The organism is Metabacillus sp. 22489, from assembly GCF_052044855.1.
In the GTDB taxonomy this organism is placed as follows: domain Bacteria; phylum Bacillota; class Bacilli; order Bacillales; family Bacillaceae; genus Metabacillus; species Metabacillus niabensis.
In genome coordinates, this window is the sequence record NZ_JBQENT010000006.1 from 14,205 (window position 1) to 34,137 (window position 19,933).

Here is a 19,933-nt window from a genome sequence, read left to right on the forward strand (position 1 = left end):
TAAAAGCTAAAAAATTATTTTACAGAAGTCCATTTGTAGCTATATTCAGGACCAACTAAGTGATATGTGAAGTTTTCAACTTTTTCACTCACTAAGATGTTAGAAGAACGTTGATAAATTGGTGCAATCGCAGCATCTTCTTCTAATAATACTTTTTCAGCCTCAGCTAAAGCTTGATAACGTTCAGCAGGTTTTTGAGCTAAAGTTGTTTGAGCATCTTTTACAAGTTTGTCATATTTAGGATTTGAATAGCTCATCTTGTTATTTCCTCCGCCTGTTAACCACAAGTCAGAGAATGTCATTGGGTCTAAATAGTCAGGACCCCAACCAGCCATTTGAAGGTCATAGTCTTGTGTGTTTTCACGGTCTAAACGGACGCTGAATGGTACACTTTCAACAACAACCGAAATACCTGGTAAGTTTGATTCTAATTGTTCTTTAATGTATTCAGCAGTTTTCTTAGCTGATTCAGTATCATCTGTTAAGTATCTAACTTCAACTTTGTCAGTTCCAATAGCTGCTAAACCTTTTTCCCAAGATTCTTTTGCAGCATCTACATTATAAGGTAATAATTCATTCCCATTAATTTCACGGAAATCTTTACCTGATTCATCATGAACGAATTCTTGTGGAACTGCATAGTTCGCAACGATTGATCCGTTGTTTAATACACCATTTACAAAGTCTTCTTTATTGATCGCTTGTGCAATCGCCTTACGAATATCAGGGTTTTGTAACGCTTTATTTTCTTTTTGGTTCATTTTTAACCAGAAAATTGTTGGCTCTAACCAGTTAACTAATCTTTCGTCACCTTCATATTGTGGAACTATATCAGATGAAAGCTTCGGTGTAATATCAGCTTCCCCTGTATCAAATAGGTTTGCAGCAGTGCTTGGCTCTTGGATAACATTCCATTGAACCTCTTCTAACTTAACTGTATCTGCATCCCAATAGTTTTCATTCTTTTTATATTTCCATGATGCTTCTGTGCTTCCGCCCCATTCTAATGTGAATGGACCATTATATACTAGGTTTTCACCTGTCTTAGCATAGTTTTCGCCTTGTTCTTCAACAAACTTTTGGTTTTGTGGATAGAACGTTGGGAATGCCATTAAAGATTTAAAGTATGGAATTGGTCTTTCTAATGTAACTTCTAAAGTCTTATCATCAATTGCTTTAACACCTAAAGTGTCAAGATTGTACTCTTTTTTCGCTGCAGCTGCTGCAGAAATTTCTGCTGCACCTTTAATTTTTCCATCCATCATATATGGACCATACGGAGAAGCATTTGCTGGGTCAATTGCACGCTTCCAAGCAAATACGAAATCGTGTGCAGTAACAGGGTCACCGTTTGACCATTTTGCATCTCTTAATTTAAAAGTGTAAACTGTTCCATCTTCGCTAATTTCAGGATCACCATCAGCCATTCCTGGAACAACCTCTTGATTTTGGTCAAGACGATATAAACCTTCGTTTACATTGTTTAATGTTGAGAAACTTACAGTATCTTGAGCCATTACACTATCCATTGAAGGAATCTTCGCTGACTCCAAAGCTTTAATTTCTTGTTTTGCTTCTTTGTCAGTAGTGCCTGTCTCTTTTTCATCACTACCGCCACCACATGCAGCTAAGAACGAACTTAGCACAAGTGTTAATGCTAAAAGTAGAAAAAATTTCGACTTTTTCATAAATTTGACCTCCCTTTATTCTTTAAGTTTTTAGTATAGAGATTATTATACAAGTATTCAAACAATTGTGCATTTATTTTTTCAATAAACCTTATGCACATTCAATAATAATAAGTAATTCAACCGAAAAAATAGTAAAAAAGACCTATGTGAAATTTTCAGAAAATCTTCTATTATTTAACACTAAACTGGATAAACGCTTTAAAACGTTGAATCGTAAATGGTTACATTATCTTACAAGATCAGCCATTCATAACTTAGTTTCATCAATAAATTAATCATGAATATTGTGAAGATTCTAACAATAAATACTACTAGGATAGTAATTTACGCCTAGTTTAAGCTTTCTTCTTCATCTGATATAATATTTATACAATCTCTTAAAGGAATGATATAAATTGATACGAAAGTTGTTTACACTATTTATTATGTCTTTAATCGCTGCAATTTTACTTCCCCTTATAATTTACCATAAATTAACTTTATTCCTTTTTATCAATACTTCTTTTATTATTTGTGCATTTTTTCTTTTTGTTTCACTGTTATTAATTACAGTGAAAAGTGGTTTTTTTGATGCTTTTACATATGGTTTTAGAAGAATGTTTGTTTCAAAAGGGAAGGAGCTTTCCAAAAAGGAAGTTGATGAAATCCCTCCTGTTTCTAAACTAATTCAATTTGATCACTCACTCTTCCTATTTAATGGAATTCTGATGGCTGTCATCATGCTTATTGCGCTTTTTATCTATTATAATTAAGGATGTATTGTTGAATATCGGAAATAACACAATAAAAACAATTTGCAAAATGCAGCAACGTTTTTTATAATTAGAAAAAAATAGTGAGCGATGACAAAGAGTAGTACATATTACTTTCATTTTCAGAGAGCCTGTGGAAGCTGTGAACAGGTATTGGAGAATATGGAATGGACTTTCGAGCATCTGTATTGAAATTATAGTATGTACAGACGTTTATCTTGCGTTAAAGATTTGAGTGATTTTCTTTTTATAGAAATAAGTAGGGTGGCACCGCGGTCCATCGTCCCTAACAGTGGGTACGAGTGGGCCTTTTTATATGGACAAATTTAATTTGGAGGTAAATAGAATGAAGAAAACGATTTTTTCTGGAATACAACCAAGCGGATCAGTAACATTAGGTAATTATATTGGAGCATTAAAGCAATTTGTAGAGCTTCAAGATGATTATAACTGTTATTTTTGTGTCGTTGACCAGCATGCGATTACAGTTCCGCAAGACCGATTAGCATTACGTAAAAATATTCGTAGTCTAGCTGCATTATATTTAGCAGTAGGAATTGATCCTGAAAAGGCGACATTATTTATTCAATCTGAAGTACCAGCACATGCCCAAGCTGGATGGATGCTACAATGTCTTTCCTATATAGGTGAGCTTGAAAGAATGACACAATTTAAAGATAAGTCAAAAGGTAAGGAGGCAGTTTCAGCTGGACTTCTTACATATCCACCATTGATGGCAGCAGATATTCTTCTCTATCAAACTGATCTTGTACCTGTAGGAGAAGATCAAAAACAGCATTTGGAAATAACGAGAGATTTAGCAGAACGCTTTAACAAAAAGTATAATGACATCTTTACTATACCTGAAGTAAGAATGCCAAAAGTAGGCGCACGAATTATGTCTTTAGTGGAACCGACAAAGAAAATGAGCAAATCTGATCCAAATCAAAAAGCATTTATTACGCTGCTGGACGAACCGAAACAAATCGAGAAAAAGGTTAAAAGTGCGGTTACCGATTCTGAGGGAATCGTCAAGTATGATAAAGAAAATAAACCAGGAATATCAAACCTACTATCTATCTATTCAAATCTTGCTAATCTATCCATTGAAGATATTGAGGCGAAATACGAAGGTAAAGGCTATGGTGAATTCAAAGGTGATGTCGCAGAAGTTATCATTCAAACATTAGCCCCTATCCAAGAGAAATACAATGAACTTATGGAATCAAGTATATTGGATGAAATCTTAGATAAGGGAGCCGAAAAGGCTAATGTCGTAGCGAGTAAAATGGTTAAAAAAATGGAGAATGCAATGGGTCTAGGAAGAAAACGAAAGTAAGAAAGAGGAAACTCATGCTATACTTCCGACAAATCGGCTCAAATATTTAAATTATTTTGCTACATTGACTTTCATTTGGTTTTACATTTCAGGAAAACAAAGTTCTATAAAAAACGATGTGTACCGTTAAAAAGTACACATCGTTTTCCATTTATGTAACGACTGATTAATTTACTTTTGATTCGTGCTCCATATCCCATAGCTTTTCAAAAAAGGGTTGTCCTTTTATTAGACGTTCACATAAATGTACATGCTTATTAGACCATCCCTCTAATGTTTCCTCATAGAGCTTCTGCCAGACTTCATCAAATTCACTTTCCTGAATCTCATGATACTTTGTAGGATTCCATTCTGTATACCAATATTTTACTTCTGCTGCATTTTTTGTACTTTGCAATTGATCAAGAGCCATAAATAATAGCTGTTTTAATTGTCTTTCTTTTCTAGTTAAGCCGCGAACGTGTTCAGGAGCTAATGAAAGGATATGATATTCCTTTTCTGCCAATCCCTCTTTCATAGCTTCTGCTGAATAGGATTCTTCTTCAACATCCTTTATCATTTCAAATACTAACTGTTCTTGCCTAGGAATAATCCTACTTTTTCGAATTGGAATCGTATATCCAATTGTATCAACTGCTAATATACCGATCCCATCTGTTATAACAAAGCAGTAATCTAGTTGAATACGTTCATGATTTTTTCTAATATACGCTTTTTGAAAAACATCCTTTAAAAGACCAGGTGGTAATTCCGCCAGATTATTTTCAATGTAGTCAAATAGAAGGGAATTAACCTTTAATAGGGGAACCTGATCGAGAAGCTCAACACTGTCATCCTTTCTCCACTCATGAAAATGACAGACGTTGTATCCGTTCTCTTCACCTTCAAACCAATTTACCCAAACATCATGAAGAAATAACATTTTTTTACCCCTCACTTCAATACCATTTGTCAAACAGTATAGGCAAAAAACAGAGAAATTATTCCATCAAATGCAGATAATGCATAGTCAGTTTTGCTCTTCATTTTCATTTTTCTTCTACTAATACAGAGGCTGGTAAGGAGAATATTTCTTTTATGCTTTTTCCGGTAACATCCATATACTTTTTAACTAAATAGAATCCTACACTATAGCCAACCATATTCGGATAAAAACCAGTTCCATAAAGCAATTGTGTATATTTCGGGTTTTCCCTTGATACATTCTGATTTGGCTTGATGATGTTTTTATAGAAGGTGGAGCATTGTGCTTCATTGTACCGTTTAGACCAGGAGGATGTCGCTTCCTCTCCAAGTTCTTCACGTACAGCATTTTCAGCCATGCCTTCTAAAATAATCGTATCTAATAATGTAAAGTCTTTTTCGTTTTTATCAATCGCAGCTAACCTACATACATGATGATATTCATGAATTAACAACGGTTTTATGTCCCTTTTGCTTATATCTGAAGAGAGAAATAAGAACAATTTATTATTAAAGGCGACTCCTGCACGACCATTGTATTCAGAAGCAATTTTACGATTATGTTCATCACACGGAAAAATAAAAATTGGAATATTAGGTCCATTCCATTTATCCTTTAGCATTTTTTCTTCTTGTTTCAGAAATGAAAAGATGTTATTTTTCTCAGTGTGATTTATCCATTTCTTTAAGTTATCTCCATGTTTGTACATCCCATATGCTTGAAGCTGTTTTTTGATTTCCCGCTCATTTAATCCGTGAAAATATGGTTTTAATAAAGAATAAACCTCTTTAAGATCAGAAATCTCCTTTAGCCATTTAACAGTATTCATAATCGTCATGATCCATCCCCCCTCTCTCACTATATGTTGAATAATTAAAGAGGGATACATATGGCCAAAGCTGAGTTAAGAAACGGTACTTCCCGTTAACGATTTTAATCCGTTGTTAATTTGAAGGAGACTCCTGGATAAGCATATTCCTACAACAAAACACCCCAAACATGTTTAAAGCGTCTAATAAAAAGAACCTGAGTAAACCTACTCAGGTCTGAAGCATTTATTCATATTTTTTGAATATAATCGTAGCGTTATGACCGCCAAAGCCTAATGAATTACTTAAAACAGCCTTTACTTCCTGTTTTCTAGCTTCATTTGGTACATAATCTAAATCACAATCAGGATCTGGAGTTGTATAATTAATTGTTGGTGGAATAATACCATTTTTTATTGTAAGAATACTAAAAATCGCTTCAACTCCACCTGCCGCACCAAGTAAATGGCCTGTCATTGATTTTGTTGAGCTAATTGCAAGCTTATATGCATGGTCACCAAACACTTCTTTAATTGCAAGTGTTTCAAATTTATCGTTGTATTGTGTACTTGTACCATGCGCATTAATATAATCAATATCTGTTGCATCCAAGCCGCTACCTTCAATTGCTGAACGCATCGCGCGAGCACCACCTTCACCATTTGGCGCAGGTGCAGTTATATGATAAGCATCACCAGTTGCACCATAGCCGACAATTTCAGCATAGATGTTAGCGCCACGTGCTAATGCATGCTCTAATTCCTCGAGAACAATGATTCCTGCCCCTTCACCCATAACAAATCCATCACGGTCTTTATCAAAAGGTCTGCTAGCTGTATTTGGATCAGTATTTGTTGATAATGCTTTATTTGCAGTAAATCCAGCAAATGACATTTCGGTAAGTGGAGCCTCTGCACCACCTGTAACCATTACATCTGCTTCTCCACGTTCGATAACTCGAAATGCATCACCGATTGAATTCGTTCCAGTTGCACATGCTGTTACTGTACAGGAATTAAAACCTTTTGCCCCTAAGGCAATTGATACCTGTCCAGTTGCCATATCAGGAATAAGCATTGGAACAAAGAACGGACTAACACGACGTGGTCCCTTTTCTAATAAAATTTTGTATTGTTCCTCAAAGGTTTCCATTCCACCAATACCAGAGCCAATCCAAACACCTACACGCGGTGCGATTTCATCTGTAATTTCCAAATTTGCATCCTTTACAGCCATCATTGAGGCTGCAACAGCATACTGTGTGAATCGATCCATTTTTCTCGCAGCTTTTTTATCCATAAATTGTTCAATATCAAAGTCCTTTAATTCTGCTGCAACCTTTGCTTGATAATTTTCAGCATTTACACGTGTAATTGGTCCAATCCCGGAAACACCTTTTATCGCATTTTCCCAACTTGTTTGAACATCATTACCGATTGGAGTTACAGCACCTAATCCCGTTACGACTACTCGCTTCTTTTCCATTGATAGCACCTCACTTAAGTTTTTTAATCTATATTAAATATCTATTGTTTACTTTAACGACCCCATCGAAGTGCAATTGCACCCCATGTTAATCCGCCACCAAATCCTACCATTACGATTACGTCACCATCTTTTACTTTACCAGCTTCAATTTCCTCTACTAACGAAATTGGAATCGATGCTGCAGATGTGTTTCCGTATTTATGAACAGTCTTAGACATTTTTTCGACCGGTAGATTTAGACGCTCTCTAGAAGCCTCCATTATTCGGATATTTGCTTGATGTGGAATAAGTAAGTCAACATCCTCCGTACTTAATCCTGCTTTTTTTATAACATTTTCGCTTGATTCACCCATTTGTCGAACAGCAAATTTAAAAACTTCTCTTCCATTCATGATGATGTATTCATCTTGATATAAATGCTTTCCACCTGTTCCATCTGCACCAAGTTCGAACGACAAAATGCCTTTTCCTTCACTTACAGGTCCCATAATAGCGGCTCCGGCACCGTCACCAAATAGAACTGCAGTATTCCGATCATTCCAATCAGTTATTGCTGATAGCTTTTCCGCTCCTACGATTAATACATATTTATAAGCTCCGGACTCAATAAACTGCTTTGCCGTTATCATTCCATACATAAAGCCTGCACATGCTGCACTTATATCCATCGCCGCTGCCTTTTTAGCACCTAATCTTTCCTGTAGCATACAAGCAACTGTTGGGAAAGGTTGGTCAGGTGTAACAGTAGAAACAAGAATCAAATCAATATCCTCTGCAGATATTCCAGCATTTTTTATCGCTTCTTCAGCTGCATAAAATGCCATATCGGAGGTTTTCGTTGAATCATCCGCTATTCTTCTTTCCTCAATTCCAGTTCTTGTACGTATCCATTCATCGGACGTATCCATTATTTTTTCTAAATCAGTATTAGTTACAACTTTTTCGGGAACGAATCGTCCCATTCCAATGATGCCTGCGTTCATATGTACAACCCCTTTACAAATAGGTATGATTCATTGACTAGTTTAACCCCAAAAAAAGGAGTCTATTTTATACCAATCATTATGACTTGGTACTAATTTTATCTTATTCAGATTTTATTTTCAATCATTATATTTCTATATCAGTATCTTTCTTAGCAAAATACAGGAGTTTTACCCATTCCGAGCATTCATTGTCGTCGAATGTACAACTGACTAGAACATGTATATTTTCTTAACATAAAGTATTAGTATCAATGGAAATGATTTGTAATGGAGTGATATTAATGGAATTTGAAGAGTCAGTGAAGAAAGAAGAGCAAATTGAAGAAAAGGAACAGCATATCGAACAAAAAGAACAGGATCAAAAAGTTGATCGCTTTACAGAGCTAATGTTTGGCAGACGTCCAAATATGGAACGGAAAGAACATGAAATAAAGCCTGAAAACACAGTAGGTGACGACGCAAATTATTTTACTATAATGGAGCAAATTGGCGATATTATGAACTCGATTGACAAGCTTAAGCCTGTCCTAAAAGAGTTTTCCCCAATTATTGATTATATTAAAAAGAAAATATAAAGAGACTGCGCTATGCAGCCTCTTATTTCGCTTCTTGCTTACCTAAATCATAAGCTTCACCCATGACTTTAGTAAAAAGCTCCATCATAGGTTGAATGGTTTCCAGTGAAAGTTCAATTCCTGATTCCTCTAATTTTTGCTTTGCCTCTGGTAAGTACTTCATCGCAATTTGCATAAACTCCATTGCTTTCGGATGTTGTTCCATCTTCTTCACTCCTTGATAAATTAGATTATGTACCTTTATAGGGTATTATAAATTATAGTATATTTATAGCTGATTCGGTAGCTGTCCGCTCTTCTTATACTCTTCTATATCCTTTTCAAGCTTTAATTGGAAATCCTCATCAACTAGAGGACTAAAATTCCCCATTGTAATGACTCCATCCTGAAAATCGTAATAAAGCTCTCCACTTTCTAATTTGCCATCATTAAATTGAGAAGCAACAAGCTCATACAAGGTATCAATATGCTGAACCGTACTAGTTAAAACCGTTGTCTTCCCTAGATCAGATTGGTCTGAAACAAATCCAATCGCAAACAATCCTTCTTCCTTAAGCCTTTCAATTACAGATACATTGTAGCCATCACCGGCAACATATATAATATCTGTTCCTGCACTTATCATTTCTTCTAGGAGTGGCATCGCCTTTTCACTATCATTCCAATCTTGTACATATCTTATATCAACATGTACATGGTCATTTTGAAAAGATGCCCCTTCATAAAAGCCATTAATTTCAGGCTGCCACTCAAATGCAGCGAGAACGCCAACCCTTCCTGATTTAGTCATTTCTCCGGCAACCATCCCACCGAAAAATCCCATTGCATGGGAATTAAAATTTAGACTTGTTAAGTTATCACCATCAACATTCCCATTAAAAAGAACAAAATGAATATTTGGGTATTCCTTTGCAATCTTATTAAAAATAGTAATATATTCATTTCCATGCCCAAATATTAGGTTTACATCCTGTGCTTGAAACTCGTCAATTGCATTACGGATAGCTACTTCTTCTGTCATCCCTTCCTTATAAAAGACATCAACTTTGAGTTGTGATTGAATTTTCAATAGACCTTTGTATCCATTCATTCCCCAAACTTGATCATCAATCGTTTCCGGGACAAGCAAGCCGACATTTTGAAGCTTCCCTGATGCAGTAGGTTGTCCACAACTAAAAAGAAAAATACATATAATAAGAACAAAACCAATCTTTTTGTACATGGTCAACCCCCTTTCATATTAATTTGTAATGCTTATATTTTAGCCTTTACCTCTTTCTAAGCACAAGCATAATCAATCTTTCTCCTCTATAAGATGTTTATATTTCTCATTAAAGTCTGTCAATTTCTTTAAGCCTTCCCTTAAGCTAATTGGCTTTTCAATCACCACTATATCAAACTCTTCTTCTTCACAGTTAGGATTGTAATATCGTTCTTTTCCTTTCTGTTTATCACCTTCACAAAGGATATAATAGGTTTTCCCATGATGAATATTTTCTAGTAGCTTATATATCGCTTCAACAGCATCCTTGATAAAAATAAGAAAATTTCTTTCTTCTAACACATATTTTGAACCGTTTGTTACTATCGATTGAAACGGTCCATATACAAAAGGAAGCTTAAGAATTGTAACTTTATCGAGCTTCGCTAAAAAATATTGCTCACAATGCTTCCTATGCTTTTGTTTTTCAACATTTGAACTATAGGTCGAAATAAAAACAAGTGGCACTTGTAAAGCTTTTGACATTTCCACTGCATATTTAATTTGCTCTCGATCTTGGGCAAGTAATTCTCTATCCTTGCTATCATCACAGCAATAAATAATCAAATCAACAAATTCTAAATTTAAGCTCTCTTCCCTATTTCTCATGTGGAACAGAGCATTCCTGCCAACCATAAATAGACGCTCTTCAAGTAAATTTTTATGAAGGTCATTTTTCACTTCCAGTAATTCCGCTTCCACTTCAATACCTTCATTTACAAACTTTTCACATAATGAAAATCCTAGAAATGTATGTGCACCAAAAACAAGTACATGCTTATCCATGCTCTTCTCTCCTTAATAAACAGATATTGGATTCTATGCATAAGACGTAAAAAATATAAGTTGAAAGTAATGATGTGAGTTGAGCTTTAAACACAAAAAATCACCGTATTAAATGAGCAACTGCCCAGATTAACGGTGATTACTATCTAAAGAAGCCCTAGAGCTTTTTTGTAATTAATTAGCATAATATAAATTTTTAAATTTATAATTCTTTTTCGTTTTCTTGATAAAATTTTATAATTGATTGATTAATCCGATATGGATTATCTCCAATGTGATAAATGAGTTGAATAGGACTTCCTAATTTACTTCTTAAAAGCTCATACTTTTTACAATGAGTTTTTGCTTCATATATAGTATGATTCATTCTTTGCCATATCCGAACCGGCTTTGTCGATGTGGAACTATACATTGATGGAAGATTTAATGAAGGAACTCTCTTTTCCTCTGTTTCATATGCAGCTGCAATTTCCTTCACCAATTGCTTATAGAATAATTTATGCTCTTTTTCTCTATCTAGATGCGCTGGGAGGTCTAGGCAAGGATTCATCATTGCCACTGAACGTATATTATCAGACATTATATCCATTAGCTGTAATGCTGTTAAAGCCCCCATTCCTTCAGATAATATATGAATTTTTTGATTTAGTATTTCTTTTTTCATTATTAAATGATAGAGATGCTTTGCCATCGTGACAGCACGGGGACTTCCCCAATTGCTTCCATATAAATTCGATTGAAATAACGTATATCCTTTGTTCATTAAATCAGCTATAAGCTGATGTCTGCCATAGTGCTGATGCCAAAAGCTCGTTTGTTCATCAACAAAATCCGTGCGATCTCCGAGTATTAATACACCAAATCCATTTGGCCTATATGGTAAATGAACAACATTCCATTCTGTTTCGATTTGAAAAAAGCGCTCCGTAATCACTTGCCCACCACCTTTCTCTTCTTTCATTAAAATTGAAAATGTCATTTTCTTCTATTTAAATGTTAGCTTGTTAGCTATGCTAAAAAAGCGATTGAGATAAGTGCAATTTATTGATCTCGAGTGTAATTCGTAAGACTTAAACTTTGATGCGCGAATCATTGGAATCACATTTAGATTGAAAATGTCTGTAGTGGATTTAAGCAGCCAGGTGTAACAAAGCCAAACTGTTCATTTGTTTCGTTAATTGCTCTCAAAACTTGCTCGATTTAAATTCCCAAGGTTGAAAAAGGATTGTGAAACCATTTTATTCTTTTTCCTTATTTATAATGTATGTATACGTTAGTAAAAAGAATGGGACGCTATCACTAAAAGGATAAATATAGTCAAACATAACTTGTATTGAAAAGGTTGTGTAGATTTTTTATAAAGGTTCATTTTCTTTCAATTTAAATTATGATAGTATATACTTAGTACTCGTTTGGAAAATGGGGTGAATGCAATGCGTTTCTTTTGGACATTCTTTTGGAGTTTCCTCTTAATACATATGGCATCATATGTTGTTAACGCAATGACAGGTGGTCACTATGACTTCGCTTCTTCAAGCATATTAGCTGTCATTGCAATCGTTATCATCTTTATTATTGCAGAAGTGATCCCTAACGATCCAGTTGCAAATCATGAACATCATTAATTGATATTCAGACTGAAAAAAACCCTACTAACCTGTAGGGTTTTTTTCAGCTTTAATCCATTTATTTTAAGGCTTACGTTTATATGTCCATTGACGATTATGATTTGCTGTTTCCGGAAAACGGTCACCTGCTTTTAGTTTTACCTGTCCTGGATTTGTCACAGGATCACCCGTTTCGCCAATCTCTACATAAATTCCATTATTAGGAGCCTTTTGACCAGCTCTAAATCGATGTTGTTGACCCATACTATCCCTCCTCTCTTGCTTTCATTAGTATTACCAGTCACACCTATTTCATGTTGCATGTTCGTTCAAGCCAAAAAAAGGTAGAATCAACACTATGATTGATTCCACCTCTTCATTACGATAATAATTCTTTTAATAATGCCTTCTGCACATGCAATCGATTTTCAGCCTGTTCAAATACAGCCGAATGCTCTCCATCAATAATCGATGCGGTAACTTCCTCTTCCCGATGCGCTGGTAAGCAATGGAGGAAATGATAGTCTGACTTTGCGTGTTTAACTAATTCATCATTCACTTGATATCCTTTAAAAGCAATGATACGTTCTTGCTGTTCACTTTCTTGTCCCATGCTTGCCCAAACATCGGTATAAAGAATATCAGCATCCTTAACAGCCTCAATTGGATCATTTACAATCGAAATCGTTGCACCAGTTTCCTTTGCAATTTTTAATGCCTCTTCTACAACCCATTGCTCAGGTTCATACCCTTTTGGACAGCCAATCGAAAAGTCCATGCCTACTTTGGCTGCAGCAATCATTAAGGAATGTGCGACATTGTTTCCATCACCTAAGTAAGCTGTTTTTACCCCTTCAAACTTTCCTTTTAATCGATAAATTGTTTTTAAATCTGCGAGAGCCTGACAAGGGTGAAATAAATCTGTTAATCCATTAATTACGGGAATCGTAGCATGCTTAGCTAATTCCTCAATTTTGTCATGACCGAATGTCCGAATCATAATACCGTCAACATAACCAGATAGTACCTTTGCTGTATCAGAAATAGGCTCTCCTCTACCTAATTGAAGATCCTGACTACTTAGGAAAAGTGCATGCCCCCCTAATTGCAGCATTCCCGTTTCAAATGATACACGTGTTCTTGTTGATGATTTCTCAAAAATCATCGCTAATGTTTTTCCTTTAAGTAGCGGCTGAATTGGATTCTCTTCAAGCTTAAATGCTTCTTCAATGAAATAAAGAATTTCTTCTTTGCTATAATCTAATAGTGTTAAAAAATCTCTTTTAGCTACAGTTTTTTTCTCTTTAAGTTTCACGTTACTCATTTGTTATACACTTCCTTTGTCATATAGAGAAAGAGGCGTTCCTCTGTTAAATGATATCCTTAATAATTGGAACTGTTTATTAAGGGACAAGCACTGCTCACTAAACGACCTCATCCCTTATTAAACCTTCTTTAAGCCTTCACACGTTTTGTCAGCTGTTGCATGGACAATATGCTATCATCGGAAGCTGTCAGAGCCTGAAGACTTGCATAATACGTCGTAAGATTTGTAAATAATATCATACCCTTTTCTAATGCTTGTTGTCGTTTTAATTTCCCATCCTCATTGTCTTTAAGTGAAACAAAGATTCCCTTTTCTCCTTCAACCCACTCCTCAAAATTATTTGTTAATGGGTGAAGACCAGCAAGCCTTGTTTCTTGAAGCGCTGTTTCATCTTCTACATCAAAGAATACAGATTTAATTGATTCTAAATCTTTAACAAAGATTTTTTTGTAAACACTCTTAACAGATTGCCCGACACACATTCCTTCTCCAGTAGCTTTCATTTCAGGTCCGAGCGTAATATCAACATCGTGAAGCGCATGGCTTGAGAATACAGGGTATTTCACAGCAACCCAATCATCTGCTTCAGAAATTTGAATTGATAATTCGCTTAGTTTTTTCCCACACAATAAATGTGTTGCATGCTTAATTACCGGAGTTCCCGTAACCTTACTAATTATTGGCGCTGTCCGACTTGCACGTGGATTCACTTCTAATATATATATTTGCTGCTCTTTTATTAAAAATTGAATGTTCATAATGCCTCGGTAATTTAGCTTTTTCACTAAGGCATTAGCATATTCTGCAATAACTCTTTTGTTTTCGTCCGATAGGTTTTGCGATGGAAGTATCGCTAAGCTGTCACCTGAATGTACTCCTGCTGGCTCAACATGCTCAATATATGTTGGAATAAACGCCTCTACCCCATCTGAAATAAGGTCAATTTCACCCTCTAATCCTTGCACAAATTGATCAATTAAAATAGGATAAATCATATTTGTACTTTCTGACAGAAGAGTTGTTAGAGTCTCTTCATTGTGAACGACAACCATACCTTTTCCACCGATAACGTATGATGGTCTTAACAAAATAGGATAGCCAATTTCGTTTGCACCATTTATCGCCTCTTGCGCATGATTTGCCGTTAACCCTACAGCATGAGGAATCGAAAGTTCGTCTAATAATTGATAAAATTTATCCCGATCCTCTAGCCAATCTAACGTTTCAGTATCTGTACCTAATAAAGGAACACCAGCAGACTCTAATTTTTCAGCAAGATTTATCGCTGTTTGCCCACCGTATTGAACGATAACGGAATCAATCTTTTCAGATTCAACAATATTTAAAACATGTTCAAGCGTAATCGGTTCAAAATATAACCGGTCAGCTGTTTCAAAATCAGTACTTACAGTTTCCGGATTGTTATTTATCATGATTGCTTCAAAGCCAAGCTGTTTTAAAGCCTTTATCCCATGAACAGCGCTATAGTCAAATTCGATTCCTTGACCAATCCGAATTGGTCCCGATCCGATAATAAGAATCTTTTTCTTAGTCGATGACTCCGGCTGTTCATTTTCTCCAAAGTAAGTTGAATAAAAATAATTTGTCCGTGCTTCAAACTCTGCTGCACAAGTATCTACATATTTATATGATGCTTTAATTTGAAACGACTTTCTTAACTCTCTTACTTCTAATTCATCCGCATTAAGCAATGTCGCAATCGTACGATCTGAAAATCCCTTTTCTTTAAGCGTTGCAAGGTAATTTGGTTCCATTGTTGTTAAGTCCTTTTGCTTCAATTGTTTTTCAAGTTCAACAATGTGCTTAAAGCAAGAAAGAAAATAATGATCCATTTTTGTCAAACGATGAATTTCTTCAATAGCAAAATCGCGTCGAATTAATTCCATTACAGCAAAAAAACGACGGTCGTCTGTTTTAATCATTAAATCTACTAAATCTTCAGTTGACATTTTTTCAAGCTCTGGTAAATGAGTTCCAATATTATCGAGTTCAAGAGAATCACAAGCCTTCTGCAAGGCAGCCTCTAAATTTCTCTCGATTGCCATAACTTCACCAGTTGCTTTCATTTTTGTTCCAAGCTTACGATCCGCTTTGTTAAACTTGTCAAATGGCCATCTTGGAAATTTAACGACAACATAATCAAGAGCAGGTTCAAAGCTAGCGTACGTACTCATCGTTAATGGGTTTTTCAGTTCTTCTAACGTGTAGCCGACAGCTAATTTAGCAGCGATTTTTGCAATTGGATAACCAGTAGCCTTTGATGCTAGAGCAGACGATCTGCTGACCCGTGGATTTACTTCAATGACATAATACTGCTTGCTTAACGGATCTAAAGCAAGTTGAATGTTACATCCACCGACTACACCAAGTGCTGAGACAATTTTCACTGCTGCACTTCTTAACATATGGTAATCTTGGTCTGTCAATGTTTGCGATGGAGCGACAACGATAGAATCTCCTGTATGAACACCTACTGGATCAATATTCTCCATATTACATACAGCGATACATGTGCCTTTATGGTCGCGTATCATTTCATATTCGACTTCTTTAAAGCCGGCAATGCTCTTTTCAATTAAGCATTGTGTAATCGGACTTGCTTGTAGGCCACTTTTCACAAGCTTAACAAACTCATCTTTATTAGCTGCGATTCCGCCACCTTTGCCACCAAGTGTATAGGCTGGACGAATAATAATTGGAAAGCCTATTTTACTTGAAAAGTCGAGTGCTTCATCTAATGTCGTAACGATCGCACTTTCAGGAATTGGTTCATTTAAATCATACATCAATTGTCTGAACTCGTTACGGTCTTCTCCTTTACGAATTGATTCAATCGATGTACCTAGTAATTGCACATTATATTTCTCTAACACACCCGCTTCATGAAGCTCCATTGCGAGGTTAAGTCCTGTTTGCCCACCTAGAGATGCAAGCAATCCATCTGGTCTTTCCTTTTCAATAATTTTAGTTAAGCTTTCAATTGTTAGTGGTTCAAAATAGAGGACATCTGAAAATTCTTCATCAGTCATAATTGTAGCAGGATTGTTATTTACTAATACAACTTGATAGCCTTCTTCCTTTAAGGCTAAACAACCTTGTGTACCAGCATAATCGAATTCTGCAGCCTGCCCAATAATAATTGGACCTGAACCGATTACAACGATTTTCTTAATTGATTGGTTTTTAGACATAAAGTATATCTCCTTTTACAGCTGTAACTAGATCTAAAAATTCATCAAATATCCATTCACTATCAGATGGACCTGGATGTGCTTCTGGATGAAATTGAGCCGTTACGATTGGTAATGTAGGATGTGTAAGCCCTTCTATAGATTCATCATTTATATGATAAAAGCGGACTGTCAAATCCGTTTCTTTTAAACTGTCACCAATAACAACATAGCTGTGATTTTGCGATGTCATAAATACTCTTTTTGTTTTCTCATCAAATACAGGCTGGTTTGCACCACGATGTCCGAAAAGCAGCTTTTTCGTTTTTGCTCCAAAGGATAGGGCAATCAACTGATGTCCAAGACATATCCCTAATGTTGGATAAGAAGAAACAATTTGTTTAATTGTAGAGAAATAATCTGATAGCTTTTCTGGATCCCCTGGTCCATTCGATAAGAGGACACCATCTGGCTTCATATCCTTTATTTTATCGATCATTTTAAATGGGACTGTCGTTACTTTACAGCCACGTTCTACTAATGCCGTGACAATTGATTTTTTGTAACCAAAATCTATTAATGCAATATGCGTATTTCCTTCACCATACGTTTCCATCGATGTTGATGTTACTTCAAAAACACCATCCTCAAAAATTGCACATGGATGCTCTTCCATCTTTGCACTCATGGAGATGGTTGCTGCCATTGAGCCTTGATGGCGAATTTTTTTAACAACTGAACGTGTATCTATATGGTAGATGATCGGTATATTCCACTTTTGCAAGTAATCCTTAATACTGTGCTTTGCTTCATAATGAGAATAATTTTTTGTGCATTCATACATTACCACTGCCTTAACTTGTGGCTTCTTACTCTCGTCATCACTAAAATTAATCCCGTAGTTACCAATTAAAGGATAAGTGAATACTACAATTTGATTTTTATATGAAGGATCAGTTAGAACTTCCTGATACCCCGTCATTCCAGTAAAGAAAACAATTTCGCCGTTTATATCCTCTGGTGACCCGTTCTCTAATTCACCAGCATATACTGAACCATCCTCAAGATGGAGATATCCTTTCATCTGTTTACACCTCGTTTGTCTATTGTTCCTTTTGTTAGTAGACCGGCTATTTACACCATACTACTATTGTATTGGATAAATATTAGAAGTTGAGTATTTTTATTCAACGTTTTGTTTAAAAAATGCTCAACCTTATTGAGCAGTTACGGATTGATTTACAGCTGCAAAAGTTTTTGCAATAATCTCAACAGCCAAATCTAACTCTTCAACGGAAACATTTAATGGTGGCAGAAGACGAATGACCTCAGGACCTGCACCGATCGTTAGAAGGTTATTTTCTCTTAATTGAACAATCAATGAGCTAGTTTGTTCATTACATTCAATTCCAATTAGTAAGCCTTTTCCACGGATTTCATTTACAAAAGGATGTTCACCAATTTCTTGGTTTAATTTACTTATTAAATACTTAGTTTTTTCTTCAACACTAGCTAAAAATTCCTTATTAAAGATTTTTGTTAAAGTTGCTTTTGCAGATGCCATTGCTATCGGATTTCCTCCAAACGTAGAGCCATGACTTCCTGCTTGAAACGATTTAATTAACTCTTTCTTACCAATCATTGCACCAACAGGTAAACCACTTCCAAGACCTTTGGCAGATGTTACGATATCAGGAGAAAGATTAAAATGTTGGTAAGCAAATGGTTTTCCGGTTCTTCCAATTCCAGTTTGAACTTCATCAATAATTAAAAGAGCTCCAATTCGGTCACATGTTTCCTTTATCTTTTCAATGAAATCGTTATGTGCCGGTATAACTCCACCTTCACCTTGGACTACCTCCAGCATAATTGCTGCTACATCGTCCTGTAACTCATCAAGCGGTTCAAGCTGATTGTATGGTAAATAGGTAAACGTTTCTAGTAATGGACCAAAGCCATTATGAATTTTTTCTTGACCTGTAGCTGACATTGTAGCAAAGGTTCTTCCATGGAACGACTTGAGAAAAGTTACGATTTTTGTTTTACCAGTATGCTTTCTTGCAAGTTTAATTGCAGCCTCATTTGCTTCTGCACCACTATTACAAAAGAACACTGCCTCTCCATCACTATTTTCAACGAGAAGCTTTGCAACTTCCTCTTGTATAGGCTGGTGAAACATATTTGATAAATGCCAATATTTTGACAATTGTTCTTTTACTGAATCTAAAACATCTTCATTTGCATGCCCAAGATTACAAACGGCAATCCCCGAAACAAAATCTAAATACTTTTTATCGTTAACGTCTGTTACCCATGAACCTTTTGCTTCTTTAACTGTGACGTTCCATTTAGCATAAGTAGGAAATAAATAACTCATGTTTGGGAAACCTCCATTCCTTTTACAATTTTCGTTCCTGTAAAACATCCATTTTCGATTATTGCTCGTTGGCCACTTGCAATAATAACCTCTTGACACTTATCTGAAAGTGTTGCTAATGCAGATTGCACCTTTGGAATCATTCCACCTGTGATCACTTCCTCAGCAATAAGAGAATTGATTTCAGATGGTGTAATCTCAGCAATCACTTGTTTGTTCTCATTTAAAATTCCCGGTACATCTGTAACAAATAGAAATTTTTCTGCACCAACAGCATTAGCGATTGCCGCAGCAGCCAAATCAGCATTAACATTAAGGGTTTCATTCTTCACAGTTCGTGCTAGCGGAGCAACTACAGGTATATACCCATTTTCCATTAATAATGAAACAGCTTCTGTATGGACATTTGTTACTTTGCCGACTAACCCTAAATTTTCCTTATCTAAATATTCGGCTTGTAATAGCCTTCCATCACTTCCGGAAAGACCTATCGCATTTAGTCCTTTTTGTTGCAGTAAGTTTGTTAGAAGCTTATTAATTTTACCCGCTAGAACCATCTCAGCAATTTCCAATACTTCTGCAGTTGTTTTTCGCTGCCCATTAAAAAACTCTGTCTCAATTTTTAAAGCTTTTAACATGTTTGTTATATCTGGGCCGCCACCGTGAACGATCATGACATTCCAGTTATTTTCCATCAATGCTTGTAAACTTTGAAAAAATGATTCTGACAACTGATGTACTGTACTTCCGCCACATTTTAATACAACTGTTTTAGACATT

The 19,933-nt window shown here is 35.7% G+C and carries 19 protein-coding genes and 1 other annotated feature; of the genes, 4 read left to right on the forward strand and 15 right to left on the reverse strand.

Annotation, left to right across the window (positions count from 1 at the left end):
• Window positions 1-14: 14 nt before the first annotated feature.
• Window positions 15-1,688: a peptide ABC transporter substrate-binding protein gene (locus ACTJJ9_RS05125; RefSeq protein WP_095300792.1), complete on the reverse strand. Its 1,674-nt coding sequence runs from the start codon at window positions 1,686-1,688 to the stop codon at window positions 15-17.
• A 398-nt stretch (window positions 1,689-2,086) separates the two neighbouring features.
• Here ACTJJ9_RS05125 and ACTJJ9_RS05130 point away from each other — a divergent pair, with 398 nt between their 5' ends.
• Window positions 2,087-2,443 (forward strand): DUF3899 domain-containing protein, encoded by a 357-nt coding sequence (locus tag ACTJJ9_RS05130; protein ID WP_145584818.1) that lies wholly within the window; start codon window positions 2,087-2,089, stop codon window positions 2,441-2,443.
• An 81-nt stretch (window positions 2,444-2,524) separates the two neighbouring features.
• Window positions 2,525-2,734 (forward strand) — a binding site (T-box leader).
• A gap of 55 nt (window positions 2,735-2,789) precedes the next feature.
• Window positions 2,790-3,782, forward strand: coding sequence for a tryptophan--tRNA ligase (gene trpS, locus ACTJJ9_RS05135; protein ID WP_145584816.1), 993 nt, complete (start codon window positions 2,790-2,792; stop codon window positions 3,780-3,782).
• 166 nt (window positions 3,783-3,948) lie between these two features.
• Here trpS and ACTJJ9_RS05140 read toward each other — a convergent pair whose 3' ends face one another.
• The 4 genes from ACTJJ9_RS05140 to ACTJJ9_RS05155 form a co-directional block, all read right to left on the reverse strand.
• Complete coding sequence (locus tag ACTJJ9_RS05140) at window positions 3,949-4,704, reverse strand: YjbA family protein (RefSeq protein WP_095300795.1); 756 nt, start codon at window positions 4,702-4,704, stop codon at window positions 3,949-3,951.
• A gap of 106 nt (window positions 4,705-4,810) precedes the next feature.
• Complete coding sequence (locus tag ACTJJ9_RS05145) at window positions 4,811-5,584, reverse strand: DUF2268 domain-containing protein (protein ID WP_186324169.1); 774 nt, start codon at window positions 5,582-5,584, stop codon at window positions 4,811-4,813.
• A 217-nt stretch (window positions 5,585-5,801) separates the two neighbouring features.
• Window positions 5,802-7,040, reverse strand: coding sequence for a beta-ketoacyl-ACP synthase II (gene fabF / locus ACTJJ9_RS05150; protein ID WP_145581407.1), 1,239 nt, complete (start codon window positions 7,038-7,040; stop codon window positions 5,802-5,804).
• 53 nt (window positions 7,041-7,093) lie between these two features.
• Window positions 7,094-8,026: a beta-ketoacyl-ACP synthase III gene (locus ACTJJ9_RS05155; protein WP_145581408.1), complete on the reverse strand. Its 933-nt coding sequence runs from the start codon at window positions 8,024-8,026 to the stop codon at window positions 7,094-7,096.
• A 284-nt stretch (window positions 8,027-8,310) separates the two neighbouring features.
• Here ACTJJ9_RS05155 and ACTJJ9_RS05160 point away from each other — a divergent pair, with 284 nt between their 5' ends.
• Window positions 8,311-8,604 (forward strand): hypothetical protein, encoded by a 294-nt coding sequence (locus tag ACTJJ9_RS05160; protein ID WP_095300799.1) that lies wholly within the window; start codon window positions 8,311-8,313, stop codon window positions 8,602-8,604.
• A gap of 22 nt (window positions 8,605-8,626) precedes the next feature.
• Here ACTJJ9_RS05160 and ACTJJ9_RS05165 read toward each other — a convergent pair whose 3' ends face one another.
• From ACTJJ9_RS05165 to ACTJJ9_RS05180, 4 genes are all read right to left on the reverse strand, one after another.
• A complete protein-coding gene (locus ACTJJ9_RS05165; protein ID WP_095300800.1) occupies window positions 8,627-8,809 on the reverse strand; it encodes a ComZ family protein in 183 nt (60 codons plus the stop codon).
• A gap of 63 nt (window positions 8,810-8,872) precedes the next feature.
• Entirely contained in the window at window positions 8,873-9,826 is a 954-nt protein-coding gene (locus tag ACTJJ9_RS05170; RefSeq protein ID WP_145581409.1) for a BMP family ABC transporter substrate-binding protein, read from the reverse strand.
• Between the two features lie 72 nt (window positions 9,827-9,898).
• Window positions 9,899-10,651 (reverse strand): NAD(P)-dependent oxidoreductase, encoded by a 753-nt coding sequence (locus tag ACTJJ9_RS05175; RefSeq protein WP_145581410.1) that lies wholly within the window; start codon window positions 10,649-10,651, stop codon window positions 9,899-9,901.
• Window positions 10,652-10,853: 202 nt separating this feature from the next.
• A complete protein-coding gene (locus ACTJJ9_RS05180) occupies window positions 10,854-11,612 on the reverse strand; it encodes a hypothetical protein (RefSeq protein WP_186324171.1) in 759 nt (252 codons plus the stop codon).
• A gap of 472 nt (window positions 11,613-12,084) precedes the next feature.
• Between ACTJJ9_RS05180 and ACTJJ9_RS05185 the strand changes: the two genes are divergently transcribed.
• Window positions 12,085-12,276, forward strand: a complete 192-nt coding sequence (locus tag ACTJJ9_RS05185) for a YjzD family protein (protein ID WP_095300805.1) — start codon at window positions 12,085-12,087, stop codon at window positions 12,274-12,276.
• Window positions 12,277-12,342: 66 nt separating this feature from the next.
• Here the strand turns inward: ACTJJ9_RS05185 and ACTJJ9_RS05190 are convergent, their stop codons facing one another.
• The 6 genes from ACTJJ9_RS05190 to argB form a co-directional block, all read right to left on the reverse strand.
• Window positions 12,343-12,522, reverse strand: a complete 180-nt coding sequence (locus ACTJJ9_RS05190; RefSeq protein ID WP_095300806.1) for a YjzC family protein — start codon at window positions 12,520-12,522, stop codon at window positions 12,343-12,345.
• Window positions 12,523-12,637: 115 nt separating this feature from the next.
• Window positions 12,638-13,582 carry an ornithine carbamoyltransferase gene (gene argF, locus ACTJJ9_RS05195; RefSeq protein WP_095300807.1) on the reverse strand — a complete coding sequence of 315 codons (945 nt, stop codon included), beginning with the start codon at window positions 13,580-13,582 and terminating at the stop codon, window positions 12,638-12,640.
• Between the two features lie 131 nt (window positions 13,583-13,713).
• Window positions 13,714-16,797: a carbamoyl phosphate synthase large subunit gene (locus tag ACTJJ9_RS05200; protein WP_145581412.1), complete on the reverse strand. Its 3,084-nt coding sequence runs from the start codon at window positions 16,795-16,797 to the stop codon at window positions 13,714-13,716.
• Window positions 16,790-17,860, reverse strand: a complete 1,071-nt coding sequence (locus tag ACTJJ9_RS05205; RefSeq protein ID WP_145581413.1) for a carbamoyl phosphate synthase small subunit — start codon at window positions 17,858-17,860, stop codon at window positions 16,790-16,792. The genes ACTJJ9_RS05200 and ACTJJ9_RS05205 overlap by 8 nt, the downstream gene beginning before the upstream one ends.
• A gap of 132 nt (window positions 17,861-17,992) precedes the next feature.
• Window positions 17,993-19,153 carry an acetylornithine transaminase gene (locus ACTJJ9_RS05210; RefSeq protein ID WP_145581414.1) on the reverse strand — a complete coding sequence of 387 codons (1,161 nt, stop codon included), beginning with the start codon at window positions 19,151-19,153 and terminating at the stop codon, window positions 17,993-17,995.
• Window positions 19,150-19,932 (reverse strand): acetylglutamate kinase, encoded by a 783-nt coding sequence (gene argB / locus ACTJJ9_RS05215; RefSeq protein ID WP_145581415.1) that lies wholly within the window; start codon window positions 19,930-19,932, stop codon window positions 19,150-19,152. The genes ACTJJ9_RS05210 and argB overlap by 4 nt, the downstream gene beginning before the upstream one ends.
• Between the last annotated feature and the right edge of the window lies 1 nt (window position 19,933).